General features: G+C 39.4%; 11 protein-coding genes. 9 read left to right on the forward strand and 2 right to left on the reverse strand.

What is annotated here, in order from left to right; all coding sequences use genetic code 11:
* From AB1498_03155 to AB1498_03180, 6 genes are all read left to right on the forward strand, one after another.
* Positions 1-1176, forward strand: a 1176-nt coding sequence (locus AB1498_03155; GenBank protein MEW6087278.1) for a hypothetical protein, incomplete at its 5' end; no start/stop codon positions are given.
* A gap of 23 nt (positions 1177-1199) precedes the next feature.
* Positions 1200-2363 (forward strand): aminotransferase class V-fold PLP-dependent enzyme, encoded by a 1164-nt coding sequence (locus tag AB1498_03160; GenBank protein ID MEW6087279.1) that lies wholly within the window; start codon positions 1200-1202, stop codon positions 2361-2363.
* Positions 2363-2620, forward strand: a complete 258-nt coding sequence (locus tag AB1498_03165; GenBank protein MEW6087280.1) for a DUF3343 domain-containing protein — start codon at positions 2363-2365, stop codon at positions 2618-2620. Before AB1498_03160 ends, AB1498_03165 begins: the two co-directional genes overlap by 1 nt.
* On the forward strand, positions 2605-4134 hold the full coding sequence (locus tag AB1498_03170) for a hypothetical protein (protein MEW6087281.1): 1530 nt from the start codon (positions 2605-2607) through the stop codon (positions 4132-4134). The genes AB1498_03165 and AB1498_03170 overlap by 16 nt, the downstream gene beginning before the upstream one ends.
* Positions 4135-4374: 240 nt before the next feature.
* Positions 4375-11658 carry a cytochrome c3 family protein gene (locus AB1498_03175; protein MEW6087282.1) on the forward strand — a complete coding sequence of 2428 codons (7284 nt, stop codon included), beginning with the start codon at positions 4375-4377 and terminating at the stop codon, positions 11656-11658.
* Positions 11659-11664: 6 nt separating this feature from the next.
* Positions 11665-12450, forward strand: a complete 786-nt coding sequence (locus tag AB1498_03180) for an energy-coupling factor transporter transmembrane component T (GenBank protein MEW6087283.1) — start codon at positions 11665-11667, stop codon at positions 12448-12450.
* Here AB1498_03180 and rpmB read toward each other — a convergent pair.
* Positions 12438-12626: a 50S ribosomal protein L28 gene (gene rpmB, locus AB1498_03185; GenBank protein ID MEW6087284.1), complete on the reverse strand. Its 189-nt coding sequence runs from the start codon at positions 12624-12626 to the stop codon at positions 12438-12440. The genes AB1498_03180 and rpmB overlap by 13 nt on opposite strands.
* A 66-nt stretch (positions 12627-12692) precedes the next feature.
* Between rpmB and recG the strand changes: the two genes are divergently transcribed.
* From recG to AB1498_03200, 3 genes are read left to right on the forward strand one after another with little or no spacing between them, the layout of a single operon-like run.
* A complete protein-coding gene (recG, locus tag AB1498_03190) occupies positions 12693-14762 on the forward strand; it encodes an ATP-dependent DNA helicase RecG (GenBank protein ID MEW6087285.1) in 2070 nt (689 codons plus the stop codon).
* 2 nt (positions 14763-14764) lie between these two features.
* On the forward strand, positions 14765-15901 hold the full coding sequence (locus AB1498_03195) for a HEAT repeat domain-containing protein (protein ID MEW6087286.1): 1137 nt from the start codon (positions 14765-14767) through the stop codon (positions 15899-15901).
* Entirely contained in the window at positions 15885-19433 is a 3549-nt protein-coding gene (locus tag AB1498_03200) for a HEAT repeat domain-containing protein (GenBank protein MEW6087287.1), read from the forward strand. Before AB1498_03195 ends, AB1498_03200 begins: the two co-directional genes overlap by 17 nt.
* Before the next feature lie 19 nt (positions 19434-19452).
* Here AB1498_03200 and AB1498_03205 read toward each other — a convergent pair whose 3' ends face one another.
* Positions 19453-20640 (reverse strand): FAD-binding protein, encoded by a 1188-nt coding sequence (locus tag AB1498_03205; protein MEW6087288.1) that lies wholly within the window; start codon positions 20638-20640, stop codon positions 19453-19455.
* Positions 20641-20652: the final 12 nt, after the last annotated feature.

The raw sequence follows: 20652 nt of genomic DNA on the forward strand, positions 1-20652 counted from the left end.
GAACATAACGGCAAAATAACAACAATAAGAATAGAATCCGCGTATGAATTTGAAGAAGACACCACGTGGAACGTAACACTCGAACTTTATGCCGGAGACACAACACTAACCGGTCAATTACTGGACTTTGAGACAATCCAGTTCAACAATCTGCCCGCCAGTTCCTGTGACACGAATACAGGTTATAACAGCACCAATTTAATAATAAACGGCATAGACGATCGGATAGAATTTATAATAAAAAACACAGCGCAAGACGGATACCTGTCGGGACAATACACCCTGAAAGCTTTAATAAACAAAGACAATTTTGAAACAACCTTAGGCCCTGTTTCATTCAACGTCGACAAATGCGTGACCCCGTTGTCCGGCGATACCCACGGTCCGTTTAAAATTACCGCTGTGGACAGGACGGGCATATGCTGTGAGGGCATCCAGGAACCCGCGATTATTCTGAATAACTATGGGAACGGGAAATCGGCGGCCTTCACATTCGACCTTGTCCAATCAAACAACGACACGACATTCGGAAAAATCAGGGAACTCATACTGAACAGCATAATCTGTACGACACCTGAAACAAGCCCTGTTTATCCGATGGCAACACTGCCGGTAGAAATAGATATTTTTAACAGAGGTAAAAATGTAGATTTAAAAATAAATGAAATAGTGCCGTTCGACTTGACAATTTCGGATATAATAGATGGCGGGATAAAAAACAATAACGAAATAACCTGGCAATTTAATATGCCGGAAAGCACAACAAAAGATTTAAAATACTATTTATTAATTCCGGATAATACCCTGCAATACACTTTAATGACAGAAGTAAACTATCTTGATTACGACAGCACCTGGAAGTTCTATAACAATTATCCGCTGGATATAGCCAATACCCACACGATGCTTGAATTAATCCAGGAAATAACAGATGAACTAAACAATATGAATTTAAGCCCCGGAGACAGGGAAAAGGCGGGTGCGGTAATAGAAAAGATGGAAAAAATAAGACTGCGAAACGCGGGGACAAAAAAAGAATATGAGAAAAATATTGAAGATTGTTTAAAGGCGGCAGACAAGTTAACTGATATAGCCGGTGCGGACATTACTTCGGTCAGGTTAAAACTGGATGAGGTTTTGAGGATAAATGAGGTGTGGTGGAGTAAAACTTTTTAGACAACTCTGGAGTCGGACAAATTATGTTAAAAAAGAAATTAGTTTATCTTGATAACGCGGCGACATCTTTTCCAAAACCCGGGCAGGTTTACCGGAAGATGGATTATTGCATGCGAAATGTGGGTGCCAACCCGGGGCGTTCGGGGCATCGTATGGCAATAAAAGCGGACGAGATGATTTACGAGACGCGTGAAACGATAAAAAAATTTTTCAATATGCCCGGTTCGGAAAACATTGTTTTTACATCCAATGCCACTATGGCATTAAATTTCGGGTTAAAAGGTGTTTTGCAAAAAGGCGATGAGGTTGTTACAAGCTCGATTGAGCATAATTCGGTTTTCAGGCCGCTGATGCAGTTAAAAAAAAAAGAAGGAGTCAGGGTTACATTCGTCCCTTGTTCAAAGGATGGTTTTCTTGACCCGGATGATGTTAAAAAGGCTGTAACCGGAAAGACAAAATTAATTATAGTAAATCACGCGTCAAATGTAACAGGGACAATAACTCCTGTAAGAGAAATTGGAAAAATCGCAAAAAAATCGGGGGTTATTTTTTTTATTGATGCCGCCCAGACCGCGGGAAATGTGCCTATTGATGTTCAAGAAGATTATATTGACATGCTTGCCTGTTCGGGACATAAAAGCCTTTTAGGTCCGCAGGGAACGGGCATTTTATATGTGGGCCCGGGATTAAAATTGAATACGATAATTGAAGGGGGCACCGGCAGCAGTTCTGAAAGCGAAAAGCAGCCGGAACTTTTGCCTGACAAATTAGAGAGCGGCACGCTTAATACAGCAGGCATAGCCGGGTTGGGCGCCGGCGTAGATTTTATTTTAGATACGGGATTAAATGAAATTATCGGCAAAAAATATTTATTAATAAAAAAACTGCTTGATAATTTAAAAAATCTTGAAAAAATCAAAATCTATGGACCGGGAGATCCAAAAAAAATTGTCCCGATAGTTTCTTTTAATATAAATTCAATTGACCCGTCTGAAGTCGGGTGTCTTTTGGACGAACGTTTTGGAATAATGACGAGGGTGGGTCTCCATTGTTCTCCTTTGGCGCATAAAACAATCGGTTCATTCCCGAGGGGAACAGTACGGGTAAGCATTGGTTTTTTTAACACGGAAGAAGATGTCGATTATTTGATAAAAAGCATAAAAAATATTTTAAAAATAAAGACATAATGGACAAAGAGCTGAAAGAAGAATGTATCCTGGTTTTTCAAACTACGCATAGAACGCTGCAGGCGGAAAATATTTTAAAAAAAGAGAAGATAAAGATTAAAATTATATTAAAACCCCGTTCAATTACAACTGATTGCGGCCTGGCGATTAAATTTGACCCTTTAAACAAAGATACAGTCTTAAAAATTATTAAGGATTATAATTTGTCATTAATGGGAATATACGGCAGGAGCGGAGAAAAATGGATAAAATTATAAAAAAGATATCGCGGGAATTATTTATGCTTTTTGTTTTGTTTATTGTTTTTTTAAATTTGCAAAAAGATATTTTTGCAAAGGATGACCAGAATTGTTCTGAATGCCATGCGCAAAAATATATGCGCAAGTACGACGATGACGGTAAACTGACAGAACTTTTTACGGATAAAGACATGTTTGACCATTCCATTCACGCAAAATTGACCTGCCAGACCTGCCATACAAGTGTCAAAAGCACCCCGCACAAGACAGAAGAAATTGAAAAAGTGGATTGCTCGGCGGAATGCCATATCGATGATACGACTATACCAAAGGCATACCGCCATAAGGCGCAATATGATACGGTGTTCCGCAGTGTTCACGGGGCAAGTTTTGAGGAGAAAAATGTGTGCGGCTGTCACGACCCTCATCGTATGACGAAAGCGGGAGAATTAAGCTCAAATGAAATTATAAAGGAATGTCTTAAATGCCATAATGATATTTATATGATGAAAAAACACAAGGTTTCGATAAAACCGCAAAAAACTTATGCTGATTCAATTCATGGAGAGATAATTAAATTCGGCGACCTTGATGCCCCAACTTGCAGTTCCTGCCATAATTATCATGATATACGGAGGAAGGATGATCCAAAAGCCACTCTTCATCCCCTCAATCTAATTAAAGTCTGCAAATTGGAAAATTGCCATCCGAACGCAAGGCCCGCGTTCGCGGAGGGCAGTGTCCATTTTATTTACAGGGGCACAAGAAAAAAAATAATATATTGGACAGAGAAAATTTTATTTTATATTCTTCTTATTACTGTCTGCGGGATGATGGTCCACTATCTTTCGGATTTTTTAGGTGAAGACGGCGAACGCAGAAAAAGTTTTAATATTATAATCAACCTTCTTATTGTTTTTTTTATTGCCGCGAGCGCCGGGGGATATTACTATTTTAATTTTTATAAAAAACTTCCGTTTAAATATGATACTTTTAATTTAAGTGCTGAATTCCAGAGTGTATGTTATACATGCCACGGGGAGATTGTGCATAAAAAAAATAAATCTATCAGGGCGTTTATGAACAGGCATACCCGGAAGATTGTCTGTGAAACGTGCCACCTGAAAAATAATGAGATAGTTGAAAAAGAAAGACTTTTATCTTTGGCCGGTGATGACAGCACCCTCGTAATACAGGAAAAAGGGGAGATGAAATACCGCTGGTATGACGGAGGCGGGGAAGTTTTGTCGGGCTTGAGGGGTAACGATGGTGATGACAAAGCCAGGATTGTTCCTTATCTTGAAAACAGCGGAAAAATGATATTTATTTTGTCGGATAAGGAAGGAAAAATTCCCCCTGGTTTTGCTGTTTCAAAACGGGGCAGGGAATGTTCTGAATGCCATCGCAAGGAAGGATTGCTTGATTTTAAGGCGTTAGGTTATTCAGACGCGCGAATAAAGAAATTTGAGGTATTGAATGTTTACAAACGAATGCGTGAAGGCGAAACATTTTTTCAACAGCAATTATTTTGATTATTTGAGTTCGGCAAATTTTTAATTTCAAAATCTCTTTTTGCTTGGCCCGAAACGCATTTCTATAAATCTAAGCTCATTTTGGACGATTTCCACAATCCCATCAAGGAGCAAATCAGGAGTCGTGGAAATCGAAATTCCAAAATTTCGCTAAGATTTATAACAAAAAGCGTTTCTATAGACGCAAAAAGAGACCTTGAAATTAAATTTGCCAAACCAAAGTTGATTACTTAAATAAAAATGAGAAAATTTTACAGGATATTTTTAATTTTATTTTTTCAAATATTTTTCTTAAGTTTTTTTGTTACCTCTCCTTTTGCCCAGGAACAGCCGGAGCCGGAAAAATCCCAGGAATTGCAAGAACAGCAACAGCCACAGGAGCCACAGAAACCGCAGGATACGGAGGTTCAAAAACCGCAGGAACAAGCGCCGGCCGCAGTTAAAGAAGAAGCACTTCCTCTTGAGCAGCAGGACATATCCAATGAAGAATGTGTAAAATGCCATTTTGAAGATGAAATAAACCTGAAATCCGGTTCAGGCACGGATATTATGGAATATAAAGGCGAAAAATATGTGGCGGACGAAATGATGTGCTATAGCTGCCACGATGGTTCCACTCTGGATAACCGTGCCACCCGGTGGACCGGGCAGCAGCATCCCATGGGAATGAAACCCTCTGAAAAGGTAGTTATACCCCCAAAATTTCCCCTTACAAAAGATGGTAAATTATATTGTTGCACATGCCACACCCCTCATGTTGTCCAGGGGACAAGCAATCTCAGGAAAGAATCAGTTAATTCTTCTTATTGTGAATTGTGCCATACAAAATTAAGCCAGGGAAGAAAGACCGGCGACCATCCGGTAAAAGTTGTTTTCAGCAAAAAACTTCCAAAAGAACTAGTAGGGACAAATGCCAAAATATCATTGTCAAATAAACCGGGAGAAGAGGGAAAACCAATTATGATATGCCAAACCTGTCATGTGGTTCATGGCGCGCCTAAGGGAACGGAAAAGCTCCTTGTAATAGCAAAAAAAGAGAATGGCATATCGGGCCCGCAGCTTTGTGAAGCCTGCCATGAGGATAATCCCAGCAGAATGGGTTATAAATATGGAACAACCAGCCATTCCATAAATATTATTCCAGGCGAAGAAAGTAAAATTCCTCCTGAATGGGAACCGGAAAAGAAAAGCATAAAAGGTGATGATGGAAGATTAACATGCAGGACCTGCCATACGCCTCATTTCGCAGTGAAAGAAACACCTATGCTGGTAATAAATAATAATAACGGTGCGTTATGCCTTAAATGTCATACAAAATACAGTGGCGGGGGAGTGAAAGAAAAAAATACGGGGTCCCATCCCGATATGATAAAACCAAAAAAGGATATGAAGATTAGTGACGTTGTCAAATCCCGAATGGAAGATGATATGGTAACATGCAATACATGCCATTCAAATCACAACACGGCTGATAATAAATTGCCCCAGAGCCCGAAGGCGTTATTAGTGGGTAACAGTGACGATTCAAATTTTTGTAAAAATTGCCACGAAAAGGATTACAGCGTAAGCAAAAAAGAAGCGGAAGAGACAGGCAACCATCCAATTAATATCAAAACTGGAAAGGTAAAATATCTGCCGGGGCTGAAGATTGCTGAATTAGGCGGCAGGTTAAGCAGTGAAAACCAGGTTATTTGCAACAGCTGCCACCGTACACACGGCGGTGTCAAGGGGACGGGTAACCTTCTTGCCTCTGTTGAGGATAATAAATTATGCGGCTATTGCCACCAGGATTACGGTGTTGAAGGTCTGGATTTTCGTGTCCGGATAATAGATAGTACAAAACTTGGTTTGCTGAAAAAAGGCTATGATTCTTCAGAAATTATTATAGAAAAGGAAGACGCCCATATAGATTTTACTAAAATAATTCCAGGGTCTTCACATCCTGTCAACCGTTCTTCGGAATTTATCAAGGTGAATAAGGACATCCTGGATGCAGGCGGGAGATTAGGCAGGGAAAATAAATTAATATGCCATACATGCCATAAATCACACGGCGCTTATAAAAATACCGCCAATCTTGTGCTGGAAAATAATAATTCCGGTTTTTGCCTGAAATGCCATAATGACAAAGAACCGGTCCTTCGCAGTGAACACAGCCTGGAAAAAATTGCTCCTCTGGATAAAAACATACAGGGCAAAACACAGTCCGAAAGCGGTATCTGCGGGATATGCCATTTGGCACATGGCGGGACAATAACTACGATGTTTAGCCGTGGAATTGATTCTACCTTAAACGACCCTGTATCACAGATGTGCTTAAGCTGCCATTCAAAAGGAAAGAACGGGGAGAAAAAATTGGCAGGCGAATACAGGCACAGCACGAACATTGGAATAGAAGAAACAAACCGGAAAGAAACATTACTGCCTTTATACAATAAATTGGGAGAGATTATACGTGTCGAGCCTAAAACCCTGAATAAGGATGGATTTGTTACATGCGGGACGTGCCATAATGTTCATCAATGGGACCCTTCGGATAAGAATAAGGGAAGTGTGGAGAATCAGGAAGGGGACAGCAAAAATAGTTTTTTACGTATGGTTTATAATAAAAAAGATTATAAATTCTGCAGTGAATGCCATACCGGATACGAGGCTGTCGAAGGTACGGAACATGATTTAAGGGTTACGGCCCCGAAGGAAAAAAACAGCAGGGGAGAAATCGCGGAAGAAAGCGGAGTATGCGAGAGCTGTCATTATATACATAACGGTAACCAGGCAAATATTTGGGCCAAAGAAGTAAAAGGAGATGCCGACACTATAACACTTTTATGCCGTGAAAGCTGCCACTGGCCGGAAAAATCCGGTGAGAAAAAATTAATCGGGAAATTTTCCCATAGCATTTTCGTCAATATGAAATATTCGGATGGTGAAACAATACTGCCTCTTTTTGATAAGAACGGGAAGGCCGTTAAAGAAAAAAGACGGGAAGAGAAAAAAAATGAACTTTTAATAACATGCGCGAGCTGTCATAATGTGCATCAATGGGACCCGCAAGACACAACTGCCGGCAGGGACAAGAAAAATACTGAAGGTACCAGGCTAAATAGTTTTTTAAGAATAAAAGATAAAGAGGAATCAGAATTATGCATGGATTGCCATTCTAACAAACCTACATCCAGGACAGAGCATGACCTCAGGGTTGTAGCCAAGGATGAAAAAAATATCAATAAGCAGACTACGCCGGAAAGCGGCATATGCGGTGCGTGCCACATAATCCATAATGCCAGGGACAGAATTTTATGGTCGAAAGAGTTAGATACAAGTACGGGAAAAGGCGGCTCAATCACAAGAGAATGTGAAAGCTGTCATATTGAAAAGAAATGCGGCGAAAAAAAACTGATTGGCAAAATCACACATCCGATAGACCGCGGCCTGCCGGGATATGAGGTAGTTCCTACTTTGCCGTTATATAGTGAAGACGGCAAGAGGATGTGGCCGAAAGAAGAGGAGAAAAATATTTATGGAGATGTGACCTGCGCCACCTGTCATGATGCGCACCAATGGGACCCTAATGATAGTTCTTTAGGGCGCAGCGGTAAAAATGAAGAAGGTAATGTATCAAACAGTTTTCTTCGCATGAGAGACGACTCTACATCTGTCCTTTGCGGGAATTGCCATGTTGAAAACGTATTAATCCTTAATTCTGAACACGATTTAAATATTACCGCGCCTAAGTCAACTAATGTTATCAAGCAGACAGTGAAAGAATCAGGGCCCTGCGGCGCGTGCCATTTAATTCATAATGGGCTGGAATTAAAACTTTGGGCAAGGATTCCGGTGCTTGTTAAAGATGATCTGATTGCGACCCTTTGCCTGAGCTGTCATTCCAAGGGAAATTGCGCGGAGAAAAAACAGACAGGTAAACATTCTCACCCCACAGGAATATCAATTTTTGAAGCCGGATTGACCACAAGCCTTCCGCTTTTTAATCCCGACGTTACAAAACGGGTGGATGGGAAAATGTACTGCAACACATGCCATAATGTACATCAATGGGCACCGGGTTTCCGCGGGCCCGGGGCCGGTGTTAACCTGGACGGCGATGGAACAAACAGCTTCCTGAGACTGCGTAATGATAAAGAATCGACCCTTTGTCTTGATTGCCACCAGCTTGAAGCTTTAATGGTCAACACGGACCATGATTTATCAGTAACAATTCCGAATGAACCGAATATTAATAAAGAATTGGTATCCCAGTCCGGTTCTTGTTCGGCCTGTCATCTTCCGCATAACGGCGGCGAAGCACAAAGATGGGCTAAACCGCTGGGACCGGGCGATGATATTGTGACAAAACAATGCCAGAGCTGTCATTATGACGGAAAAATTGCGGCGACAAAAGTAGGCGAGCATTCTCATCCTATTAATGTGAAGATTACGAAAAAAGATATGTCAACTTCACTGCCGTTATATACAAGAGACGGCAAAATTGATAATGTTGAAGGTGAAATAGGCTGTCTTACCTGCCATTTTGTTCATCAATGGAGCCCGAAACAATATGAAAAACAAGACAGGGCGTCAGGTATTTTTGATATAGAAAATATAAGCGATAAAATTATGGGAAAGATAGTCCATGTCGCGGAAAAATTTGTTTATGTTGACCCGACTGGTTTTCCTGCAAGCAGGGAACTTAAGGAAGGTGAGATACTTTCTATTTTGAAAAAGAAGAAAATAGCCGCGAAACTGAAAATTGAAAAGGTAAATCCTTTTTCTGCAAATTTCAAAATTTTTGCGCAAAGTCTTTCTGTAGACGAAGATGTTGTCCTGGAAGTGGGAGATGAGGTTTTGGATGACCAGAGACTGCAAAAGGGAATTGAGGGAAACGGGAAAAATAGTTTTTTAAGAAAGATATGTGATGTCTCAACTGCCTTGTGCATGGATTGCCATTATAAATATATCGGGACTATCGGTTCAGATCATGATTTATCGATAACTGCTCCGACCGCGAGGAATGCTGACGGAAAGACCGTTTTTGAATCCGGCTTGTGTTCGTCATGCCACAGGGCGCATGGAGGCAGCGGCCGCGGGATTTCCGCCCAGGCATTGGTCCATGGGCAGCAGGAACAACAAAACCTTCCTGTATTCAGGCCGATTTGTTATGCCTGCCACCGTGATTCCGGGGGGTTAGCCGACCAAAAGAAAATTTCCGTTCACCATAAAATCATTAAATATCCGGAATTTAGTAAAGCTATCAGGTTACCGGAAGTCCCTTTCCCTTTATATAATCAAAATGATTTACCATGGACAGTAAAGGATGAAGACAGGTATGTAAGTTGTGCCACCTGCCATGACCCTCATCAATGGGACCCCGAAAGAAAGAATACCCGGCATCCTGTTGATCCAAAAACCGGGAAATATATAATACGGGTAGAAGGCGACGATACCAATAGTTTTTTAAGAATGCGTAATGACAAATGGCTGATGTGCAATAACTGTCATCTGACGGAAGTTCATTTACACGCGGAGGAGATGCTTAAGAATATCGGCCTCTGGCAAAATTTAGGCAGTGTAATTTCAGGCGAAGAAGATGGGAAAACAAAAAAAATGGCCTTTTCATCAACTGAAGTTAATAAAACGGTTACAGATACAGTTTCAGCAGTAACAGACACGGCTTATGTTGATACAACCGTTAATATTGATACATCCAATATTGTGGAAGCGGAAGATACTACTTTGGACACCGCTTTACAGGAAGACGAACTTGATATTAAACCCAGTGTTATAGCTTATATTTATGACAGCCCGGTCCGCATTTCAAAAACTTTCCGTATCAGCATTATTTTCAGCGAAATGCTGAATCCTAATGTTGTTCCTAAAGTTACATTAATAGGCGACGGTAAAAAGTCTCCGGAGGTCCCGGAAGCGGGCGGGGTTTTTGGCACCAATGAAGTTGAAAATGATACTTATATAACTCCTCCTATTGTTTTGGATGAAGATATGGGAGGCAATATTACTGTTGTTGTTGAGAATGCAGAGGGTGTTGTTGAAAATAAAATGGACCCTGTTGCAGACCATACCTTTTTCTTTGATACAAGGCCTGAAACCATGGAGTTTTACCGGACAGCGAAGCTTATTATTAAAGAAGGAAGTTATACGCATTCTCCTGAAATACATCTTTTGATGGAGGCAAAAGGAGCGGTTAAAGTTTTAATCAGTGAAAATGCTGTTTTTAAAAACGCGGTTTGGCAGGATTTTGTCCCTGAAAAGAAATTAATGCTTTCAGAAGGGGACGGCGAAAAGATAATTTATGTCAAATATAAGAAAACCGATGAGATTGAAACAGTGCCTTTGAATGTAAAGGTTAATTTAGTAACTATTAAAAATGAAAGTGAAATCCGCGGGACAATCACTGATAATATAAGATTGACCACCGCGGGAAGCCCTTATATTATCCACGGGCTGGTAAACCTGCCTGAGGGTTTTTCCATGATAATTGAAAAAGGAGTAAAACTGTTGTTTGAAGATGCGGGGCAGAAAGAGGTTGAAAAAGGGAAATTAGTTGTTGAAGGAAGCATTATTGTGCAGGGCACTACAAGCATCCCGGTAATTTTTACATCCCGCAAAGATACACCGGCCCCTGAAGATTGGGAGGGTGTTACTATTGTTCGTTCCAAGGTCCAAAGTTCACTTGAAGGTTTTCAACTGAATTATGCAAAAAATGGGATTTTTCTGGAAGCGGCGCCGGTGTTGATAAAAAACAGTGTTATTGAAAAGTGTTCGGAATCCGGCATTGTTTGTGCCGGCCGTTCGGACGCCAAAATTACAGAATGTTCTATAATGGAAAATAAGTATGGAGTATCAGTTGAACAATCCAATCCTATTATTAATAAAAATACAATTTTAAAAAATAGGATAGGGATTTCCGCCAAGGCGGTTTCCAAACCGAAGATAGCCACGAATACAATTAAATTCAACGGGGTCGGGATAAATTGCGAGGAGATATCAAGCCCGTGGATCCTTGACAATTTAATTTCTGAAAACAGCAATGGTATCCGGTGCGCGATTTATTCGCCGCCGATTATAGCAAATAATGAAATAACGAAAAATAGCGAAAGCGGGATTTATATTGATGAGGCATGCCCGATGGTATTTAAGAATATTATAAAAGAAAATAAAATTGGTGTCCAGATTGAGAATGATTACCGTAAATTTTTAATCAGTTTCAACAACATAGTTAATAATATCGAATACGCGGTAAAAATGGATAAATATATTATGCAGGTAAACGCAATAGATAACTATTGGGGAGCGGAAAGAAGAGAAATAATTTCAAAGTTAATTTCTGACGGGAGTTCAATTAAAGAAGAAGTGAAAGTGGAAGAAAAAATCGAAGAAAAGACTTTTATCATGTTTGGGGAAAAAGCGGAAGAGGAACCGGAAGAAGAAAACAAAATTAAATTAGGTGTTGTAAAATTTCTTCCATTCCAGATAGAACAGATAAAGGATGCCGGTATATCACTGGATTAGGTAAAAATGGAATTTGATTCAAATTTATATGATCCGGGTAATTCAACAGCGCGATGTTTTGATGCCAGAATAAAGATAATTTTTCTATTTTTTGTATTTATTATTATATTTTTGACAGATACATGGATTAATATTTTTATATGTTCTTTATTTTCTTTGTTTATTGTTTTTTTAGGCAGGGTCCCTTTAAGAAAGTTATTCAGCGGCATAAAAACTTGGTTTTTAATAGTTGTTTTTATATGTATTTTTCCTTCTCTTGTTACTGAAGGCCGGCTGTTTATCAGATTAGGATGGATTAGCATCACTTATGAAGGAATAAGAGAAAGCGGAATGCTTTTTGCCAAGCTCTTATTGACCTCGCTAAATGCAAAGATTTTAACTGCAACAACAACAATAAGGCAGATTATTTTGGCATTCCAGTATTTTTCTTCTCCTTTGAAAATACTTGGTTTTTCATCTGAGGAAATGGGTTTTATTGTAAGTGCCGGGACCGGCTTCATCCATTTTTTTTCAAAAGAAGCCAGGCAGATTACCCAGGCAGGGACGCTGCGCGGTATTGACTGGGATGTGCGAAGGATTTTAAACCAGCCTTTTAAAATATTATTTTTGATACAGGCGGTAATAACCCGCATGTATACCGTTGGCTTCCAGATGGAAGAATCTTTAAAAATCTATGGATATAACCAATGTTGTAATAAAACTTCTTTCTATGAACTTAAATATAAAGCGGCGGACTGGATCCTTGTTTTAGGGATTGTGTTTTTAGGTGCAATTGTTTATTATTTTAATTGAAGTTTCGCGGCTTTTAAACAACTGGTGCATATAAGAGATTGTCTTGTGTGCCCTTTTATGGTTATTTTTGTTTTCTGGAGGTTTGGCAGAAAATTGCGTTTAGTTTTATTATGGGCATGACTTACATTGTATCCTTTTAATGTTCCTTTGCCGCAAATAGCACATGCTCGGGCCATGTTATAACTCCTTTTTTATTTTTAAATTTCAATGGATATAAAGAAAAATTATATCATAAAAAATAAATGTGTCAAGAAAAAATAATTAACACAGATATCCAGTATTTAAAGGGTGTTGGCCCTTACAGGGTGGAAATTCTGAACAAACTCGGGATTTTTAATATTATTGATTTGCTGTATTATATTCCGCGTGACTATGATGATAGAAGTAATATAAAACCAGTTGGTTTTGCCGTCCCCGGAGAGCGGGAAACCGTAAAAGGGATAATTATTTCGTCAAATGAATTCAGGCCGGGAACGAGGGGGCATGTTCATTCAATCCTTAAGGTCTTGGTCAGGGACGAGACGGGCATCATGGAAGGAATATGGTTTAACCAGCCGTATTTGAAAGACACATTTGCTGCCGGCAAAAAGGTGTTTTTTAGAGGAAAGATAGAGATTAACAGGGGGCGTAAGCAGGTAAATTCTCCTGATTTTGAACTGATTGATTCAGAAGAAGATGAAAAGTTTTTGGGTATTGCGCCTATTTACCGCCTGAAAGATAATATTTCGCAGAAGCAATTTAGAATTCTTGTGCGGAATGCGCTGGATAAATATTTAAATATAATTCCGGATTTTTTACCGGATGTTTTAAAAAAAAGAAATAATCTGGTAACATTGAAAGAAGCTTTATATAATATCCATTTTCCAAAAGACCTTATTTGTAAAGAGCGCGCGAGGGCGCGCCTTGTATTTGATGAACTTTTCCTTTTTGAGTTTAAATTGGCGCGCCGGAGGAGAAATTTATCATTAAAACAAGGCATTAAATTTGATGTGAACAATAAATTGATTGAGACCTTTTTAAAAAGCCTGCCGTTCTATTTAACTAACGCACAGAGACATGTTCTATCCGAAATTAATAATGATTTGTCAAGCGGAAGAATTATGAGCCGGCTTTTGCAGGGAGATGTCGGGTCAGGCAAAACGGTCCTTGCGATTTATTCTCTTATCATTGCTTCGGCCTGTAATTACCAGGGCGCGATTATGGCGCCGACAGAGATACTGGCAGAACAGCATTTTAGAAATATCAATAGTTATTTATCAGGTTTGAACATAAAAACAGGCCTCCTGATTTCAGGTGTTAAAAACAAAAAAGAAATTGAGAAGGGACTGTCCGACGGGACAATTCAAATTGTTGCAGGGACACACGCGCTTATCCAGGAGAAAGTAAAATTCAATCGTTTAGGTGTTGTTGTGATTGATGAGCAACACCGTTTTGGCGTAGGCCAGCGGAACATATTAAGGCAGAAGGGCATCGATTCTCATCTCCTCGTAATGACTGCAACTCCTATTCCAAGGACATTGGCCCTTACCTTATACGGGGATTTAGATTTATCCGTGATTGATGAACTCCCCCCGGGCCGGCAGAAAATAATTACCCGCTGGATAAATGAAAACAAAAGGGATTCAGCGTATTATTTCGTGCGCCAGGAGATTTCCAGAGGCAGCCAGGTTTATTTTGTTTATCCGTTGATAGAAGAATCAGAAAAGCTGGATTTAAAAGCCGCTTCTAAAATGTATGAACATTTTCAACAGGACATATTTCCTGATTTGCGGTTGGGCCTTCTTCATGGTAGAATGAAGCCCGAAGAGAAAGATAAAACCATGAATGCCTTCAGGAAAGGTGACATTGATATGCTTGTGAGCACCACTGTAATTGAAGTTGGTGTTGATGTCCCGGGGGCAACAATCATGTTTATCGAGCATGCTGAACGTTTTGGTTTGGCCCAGTTACATCAATTGAGGGGGAGGGTGGGCAGGAGTAAAAACCAGAGTTATTGCATTATTCTGACTTCGGGCAGGATATCCGCTGATGCAAAAAAAAGGATGGATGTTTTTGTTAAAACCCAAAACGGTTTTGAGCTGGCGGAAGAGGATTTAAAAATGAGAGGCCCTGGTGAATTTTTCGGGACAAGGCAGCATGGCATGCCGGAATTTAAAATTGCCGATTTAATTCATGACGCAAAAATTATTCCGCTGGCAAAAAAGGAAGCTTTTGATTTTTTGAAAAATGGAACTTTTGTTAAAAATAATTATATTTTATTGATAGAAAAAGAAATTGAACAAAGATATAATAAAAAACCGGAGGCAAATTGATATTGGGCCTGAAAAAAAATATATTGGTATATATTTTTTTGGCAGTAATTGTTTTTCCTCTCTGCCGGGTTTATTCACAGGCAGGGGCGGACAAGCTTTATTCGGAAAAAATAAAGAAGCAGTATGGTAAAGTATCAACTGTTGAAAAAGATTCTATTGTTATTAATCTCGGGTGGGACGATGGAATTATTCCAGGTATGATATTTAAGGTTTTTGACCACGATAATAATCTTGTTAACAGATTGGAAGTCAAGGAAATACTGGGGAATAACATTTCCCTGGCTGATTTGTACAGGAAGGAGAAAAGTTTAAAAATAGAAGGCGGCCGGAGAGAAGTAAAAACAGGGTACGCGGTAGAATTAGAGATTGAAAATTCCGCCACAGTCCCAAACGGCGATGAAGAAATCCAGTTAAAAAGGCTTAAAGACAAAAACTTGCAGGTTAGAGTTGATGCAATGGATATATTGGCAAGGACCGGGGGGATTAATGTAATACCGGAAATAATTCAAATATTAAATGAAAACTCTGCCGCGGACCCTGTAAATAAAGAGGGGGAATCCTCACGGCAGAATTCCGGCATAAATTTAAAAAGAAGCGCCTCATGGGCGTTAGGAGAGATATCTTTTCGTGTATTTTCACAAATTTTTTTTGAAAGCAAGGACAAAACAGTCCTGGATAAAGAAAAAGAAGGGTTACTATATAAGGTCACAAATATTTTGATTGATTTATGTTCAAGCCCGGATAAAAATATTTCTTTAAATGCCGCGAGAAATATCGGGCGTTTAATAGCAATAAGGCAGATTTTTGGTTTAAAAAATGAATTTTTGCTGGCTCCCCTTACTAAAATCTTAATCAAAGAAAATGACAACTATGTAAAACGGGCGTTGATTGATGCCCTGGCTGAATTGAAGGATGAACGGGCGGTTTTTGTTTTACTGTCAATCTGGGGTGATAAAGACCCTGTGGTAAGGGCGAATGTGAGCTGGGCATTGGAAAAGATAGGTTACCCTGTGGTTCCGTTCTTAAAAGAAATAATTAATGACCCGGATGAAGAAAAGAGGAAAGAAGCTGTCCGTGTTTTATTTAAGCTTGGATATAAAACAAAAAAGGTTGGGAATAAGTATGAAATTGCTGAATAGGTTATTTGGATATTTAATTATTGTTTTATTTTTATTTTTATCTTTTCATAAAGGTTTTGCTGAAACCGAAGTGGACAAAGCAATTGAGCTTCTTTTGAAAGGCAATGTCCGTGAGAGAGAATACGCGGCGGAGTTTTTAGGAAAGCTGAAGATAAAAAAGGCGGTACCTTTTCTAAAAGATGCGATGGTCAAGGACGAAAGTTTTCTGGTCCGCCTGGCTTGCGTTTCTTCACTGAATAAATTCGGGGAGGATTATGATGTTGAACTTGTTGAAAAATCCCTGCGGCACGAAGATAAGTATGTGAGGCTGAAAGCGGTCAATGTTTTACAGAATTTATCCGAATGGAAAAACAAGGAGATTATTTTTAGTTTATTTAAAGATAAAGATATTGAAGTCAGGAGAAATATACTTATTACCGCGGGGAAATTAAAAATAAAAGAGGCTTTTGAGCCGCTTGTCCTTATACTGAAAGACCCGGTCCCTGAAAGCAGGGAATCGGCGGCCATTTCGCTTGGCAGTTTAGGCGACAAAAGGGCGATAAAACCTCTCCTGGAGACATTGGAAGACACCTCCTCAAAAGTGGTAAGGGCGGCGGTCATTTCTTTAGGGGAGATTGGGGATGAAGAGATTACAATGCCTATGATAAGAATGCTGGGCCATAAAGATAAATCTGTTCGTTATTTTGCAATAAATATTTTGGGGAAATTGGGTGATAAAAGCGGTTTCAAGGCGGTCCTCGGGATGGTAAATGATAAGGACCCGAAGGTCAGGTTAGGCGCGGTAAACGTCCTTGGAAAGTTAAAAATAAAGGAATATATCCCTGTCTTCAAAGAAGTATTGAACGGGGAAACCGATCCCTCTGTAAAATTGGAGGCCGCGAAAAGTTTGGTTTTAATGGAAGATTATACAGGTTATGATTTAATCAGGAATGAAGTTTTTAATAAAAACACCGATTTGAAGAAAGAAGCGATAGAAATATTAGGGATGATTAAAGATAAAAGCTCGATATCCACGCTTAAAGATTTATTTTTATATCCAAACCCGGAAATAAAAGAAACTGTTATCTGGTCGCTTGGAGAAATCAAAGACGCCTCTACATTTAATTTTTTAATAAAAATACTGAAAGAAGAAAAGGGTTTTACGATTGCCGTTATTGATGCAATAAAAAAATTGCAGGACAAAAGATTGATTCCTTTTTTAAATGACTTCCTGACTGACGAAAATTTTTTAATCCGGAGGCACGCGGCGCAGGTTTTAGGTAATTTTTCCGACAATAACCCGGAAATCGAAAAAAGGCTGGTTAATCTTCTATCTGATGATTATCTTGAAGTAAGGCAGGCCGCTCTTGCCACCCTGACTAAATGGGGCAAAAAAATAGATTTTAACCTTTTAAATATTGCCAGGAATAATTCTGATCCGCTCCGGATAACTGCTATTGCGGCCTTAACAGAATTAAATAATAAAGAGGTGATCCCGATTATACATTCTTTAATCAATGGAGACTCACCAACGCGGTCTAAATTATTATTGGCATACCAGTTAGCTTCTTTCGGGGATTACAGCGGCAAGAATTTAATAATAGAAGCGGCAAAGTCTGAGGATTACACTTTAAGAAAACAAGCGGCAGAGTATTCATCCAGATTCATGGATGCCGATATATTTAATGCGCTTTCAGGTCTTATTAAAGATAATAAAAAGGAGGTTAAGCTGGCGGCTGCAAAAGCCCTCGGGCAGATGTTTGATGAGCGCGCAGTTTTTGCTTTAATGGACAACCTTGTTGTTGAAAATCTGTATCTTGAAACTGAAATAGATAATTCGTTAGTCCATCTGCAGAATATTTCTATCGATTTTCTCATGAATGTTTTCAAAGATAAAAAATCTTTATCGAAGGAAGATGTCATCTATATGGAGAGGGTCAGCTCAATTTTAGTCAAAATTGGATTGCCTTCCATTGATAAAATTATTAAGACATATGAAGTCCAGGATATTAATCAAAAAATTAATATGACGGCTGTCCTTGTAAGGATCGGAAAAGACAGCTTAAGGCCGCTGGTTAATTACTGGGACGGGAATTTTACCCAGCTAAATAATACGCTGGTTGATGCTATTACAAAAATATGCATGGATGATACAAAAATATTAATTGACCTTCTGGAAGATGAGATGCTGCAAAATAAGGCTGTAAAACTTATCGCGCGGTTCCCCTCTAATAAAATTTTAGATTTACTAATTGATAAATTGTATATTACAAGCGGTATGACGCGGATAAAAGTCATTGAATGCTTGAGGGGAATAAGCGCTGTATCCACGGACAGGTTGATAGCGGATTTAAATAAATCGGACGAAGCAAGACAAATAGTTATAATTGAGGTCCTGGGAGAAATCAGGTCAGAAAAGGCAGTCGCACCTCTGGAAAAAATAATGGCAGAAACACAAAATATTAAAATCAGGGAATCTGCCGGCCAGGCGGTTGCGAATATTAAAAAAACACTTGCAGACATGCAGGGCAGTGATAAATCACAACTGGATAAATTAAAGAAAAAACGCGGCAAAATTTCTATGGTTGAGAAAAATTTTATTTTCACGAATTTAGGATTGCAGGACGAGGTCAATGTGGGGATGGTTTTTAAGATTTTTGACAATGATAATAATATAGTCAACAAATTGGAAATTACCGAAGTCGTAGGCAATAATACATCGATTGGCAAAATACTTGGTAACGCCAAAGTGGAGGTTGGTTATGCCCTGGAAGAAGAATTCAAGGAAGCGGAAGTAAAAGTGACAGATGCCGAAGAAATAAAAACACAGCTAGAACGTTTAAAAAGTAATGATCTTTCGGTTAAGGCCAATGCAATCAATATGTTAGGGGGCAAAGGAGATGAAACTGTTCTTCCCGGTATTCTTTATTTTTTAGAAGGTAATGGCCGGCAAAAAGACGCCGGGGAGACGTCCGGGGAAGTGGAAAAAGCATGGGTGAATATAAGAAAAAGCGCTGTATGGGCTGCCGGTGAAATAGAATATAAACTGGTTTCAAAAATTTACCAGGAAAGTGGAGAAAAAAAGGATCTAAAAGATAATGAAAAGGAAATGTTAAACAAAATTACTGATATATTCGTTAAATTATTTCTTAATGAAGACAGTGGTATCCGTCTGGCCGCAGTCAGCAATATTAAAAGATTAATACCGCTAAGGGACGCTTTTGGCCTGAAAAATGATTTTATTCTTGAACCTTTATGCAGCCTGTTAAATGATCAGGATAATTATACCCAGCGTGCGGTAGTTGAGGCATTAGCGGAACTAAAAGACCCCAAAGCTATTCCCTTTTTGGTTAATGTTTGGGATGATGATGATTCCGCGGTAAGGGGAAATGTCGCATGGGCCCTGGAAAAAATAGGAAAACCCGCATTGCCCAGTCTGAAAGACGCTTTAAAAGGCAATAATGAAGAAAAAAAACGTTCGGCTGTCACTGTGCTTTATAAACTGGGTTATAAAGTAAAAAGAAACGGAAATAATTATGAAGTGGTGGAATGATAAACGCAGGGGCGGGTAATTATCCGCCTTTAAATTCTTTGATAAGAAGAGGCACGATTTCAAATAAGTCGCCTACGATTCCATAAGTGGCTATATTGAAAATAGGCGCGTTTGGGTCCTTATTAATGGCAATGATTATATCTGAAGACTGCATCCCTGCAAGATGCTGGATTGCGCCGGATATCCCGCATGCAATATAAACCTTTGGGGACACTGTTTTCCCTGTTTGTCCGACCTGGTGATAGGAAGAAATCCAGCCCGCGTCGACCGCGGCACGGGAAGCACCTACAGTCCCCCCCATCACCTTTGCAAGTTCAAAAAGCATTGAGAAATTTTCCATATTTTTCATGCCTCTTCCGCCGGACACAATAATTTCACTCTCCTCAAGATGGACATTTTCCTTTAATTCTTTTGTTATTTTAATAATATTATAAATGGAATTTTCCGTAACGCCCGGGGTAAGCCCGATAACTTTACTATTTCTGTTGGAGAAAGGTTCGGCTTTTTTAAACACATGAGGCCTTACTGTAGCCATCTGGGGCCTTCTACGGGGGCATGTAATAGTGGCCATGATGTTGCCGCCATAAGCCGGCCTTGTTTGTAAAAGCAGCCTTTTTCCCAAATCCAGGTCTATCCCCGTGCAGTCGGCGGTTAAACCGGTTTTAAGCCGTGCGGCTATCCGCGGGGCAAGGTCGCGTCCGATAGTAGTGGCCCCTATGAGCACAATTTCCGGTTTAATATCTGCAATTAAATCGCAAATTATTTTTGTATAAGGAAGCGTACGGTATTCTTTCAATTTTATATCAGATGCAAAATAAATAACATCTGCGCCGTATTCAGTTAATTCTTTAATCCTGGTGTTAAGCTGGTGCCCGATAATTACCGCGGAAAGGTCTTCTTTTAATTTAATGCTTAAATTCTTCCCAAGGTTTAAAAGCTCAAGGGCCACGTTATGGAGTTTATCTTCGCGCTGCTCGGCAAAAATCAGGATTCCCCGGTGAATATTTTTATCTTCATCAGAAGAATCAGGAATGTCTTTTTCTATTTTTATAGCTCCATAATTGCATACACTTAGGCAGGCATTGCATAATTGGCACTTATCATTAATTTTAACCTTATCACCGGACAATTCCATAGCGCCGTACAAACAGGTGTCAATACACTGGCTGCATGCGATACAATTTTCTGTTATAATTTTTATTCCCATAGATGTGATAAA

This window comes from bacterium (assembly GCA_040754625.1).
GTDB lineage: Bacteria > JACRDZ01 > JAQUKH01 > JAQUKH01 > JAQUKH01 > JAQUKH01.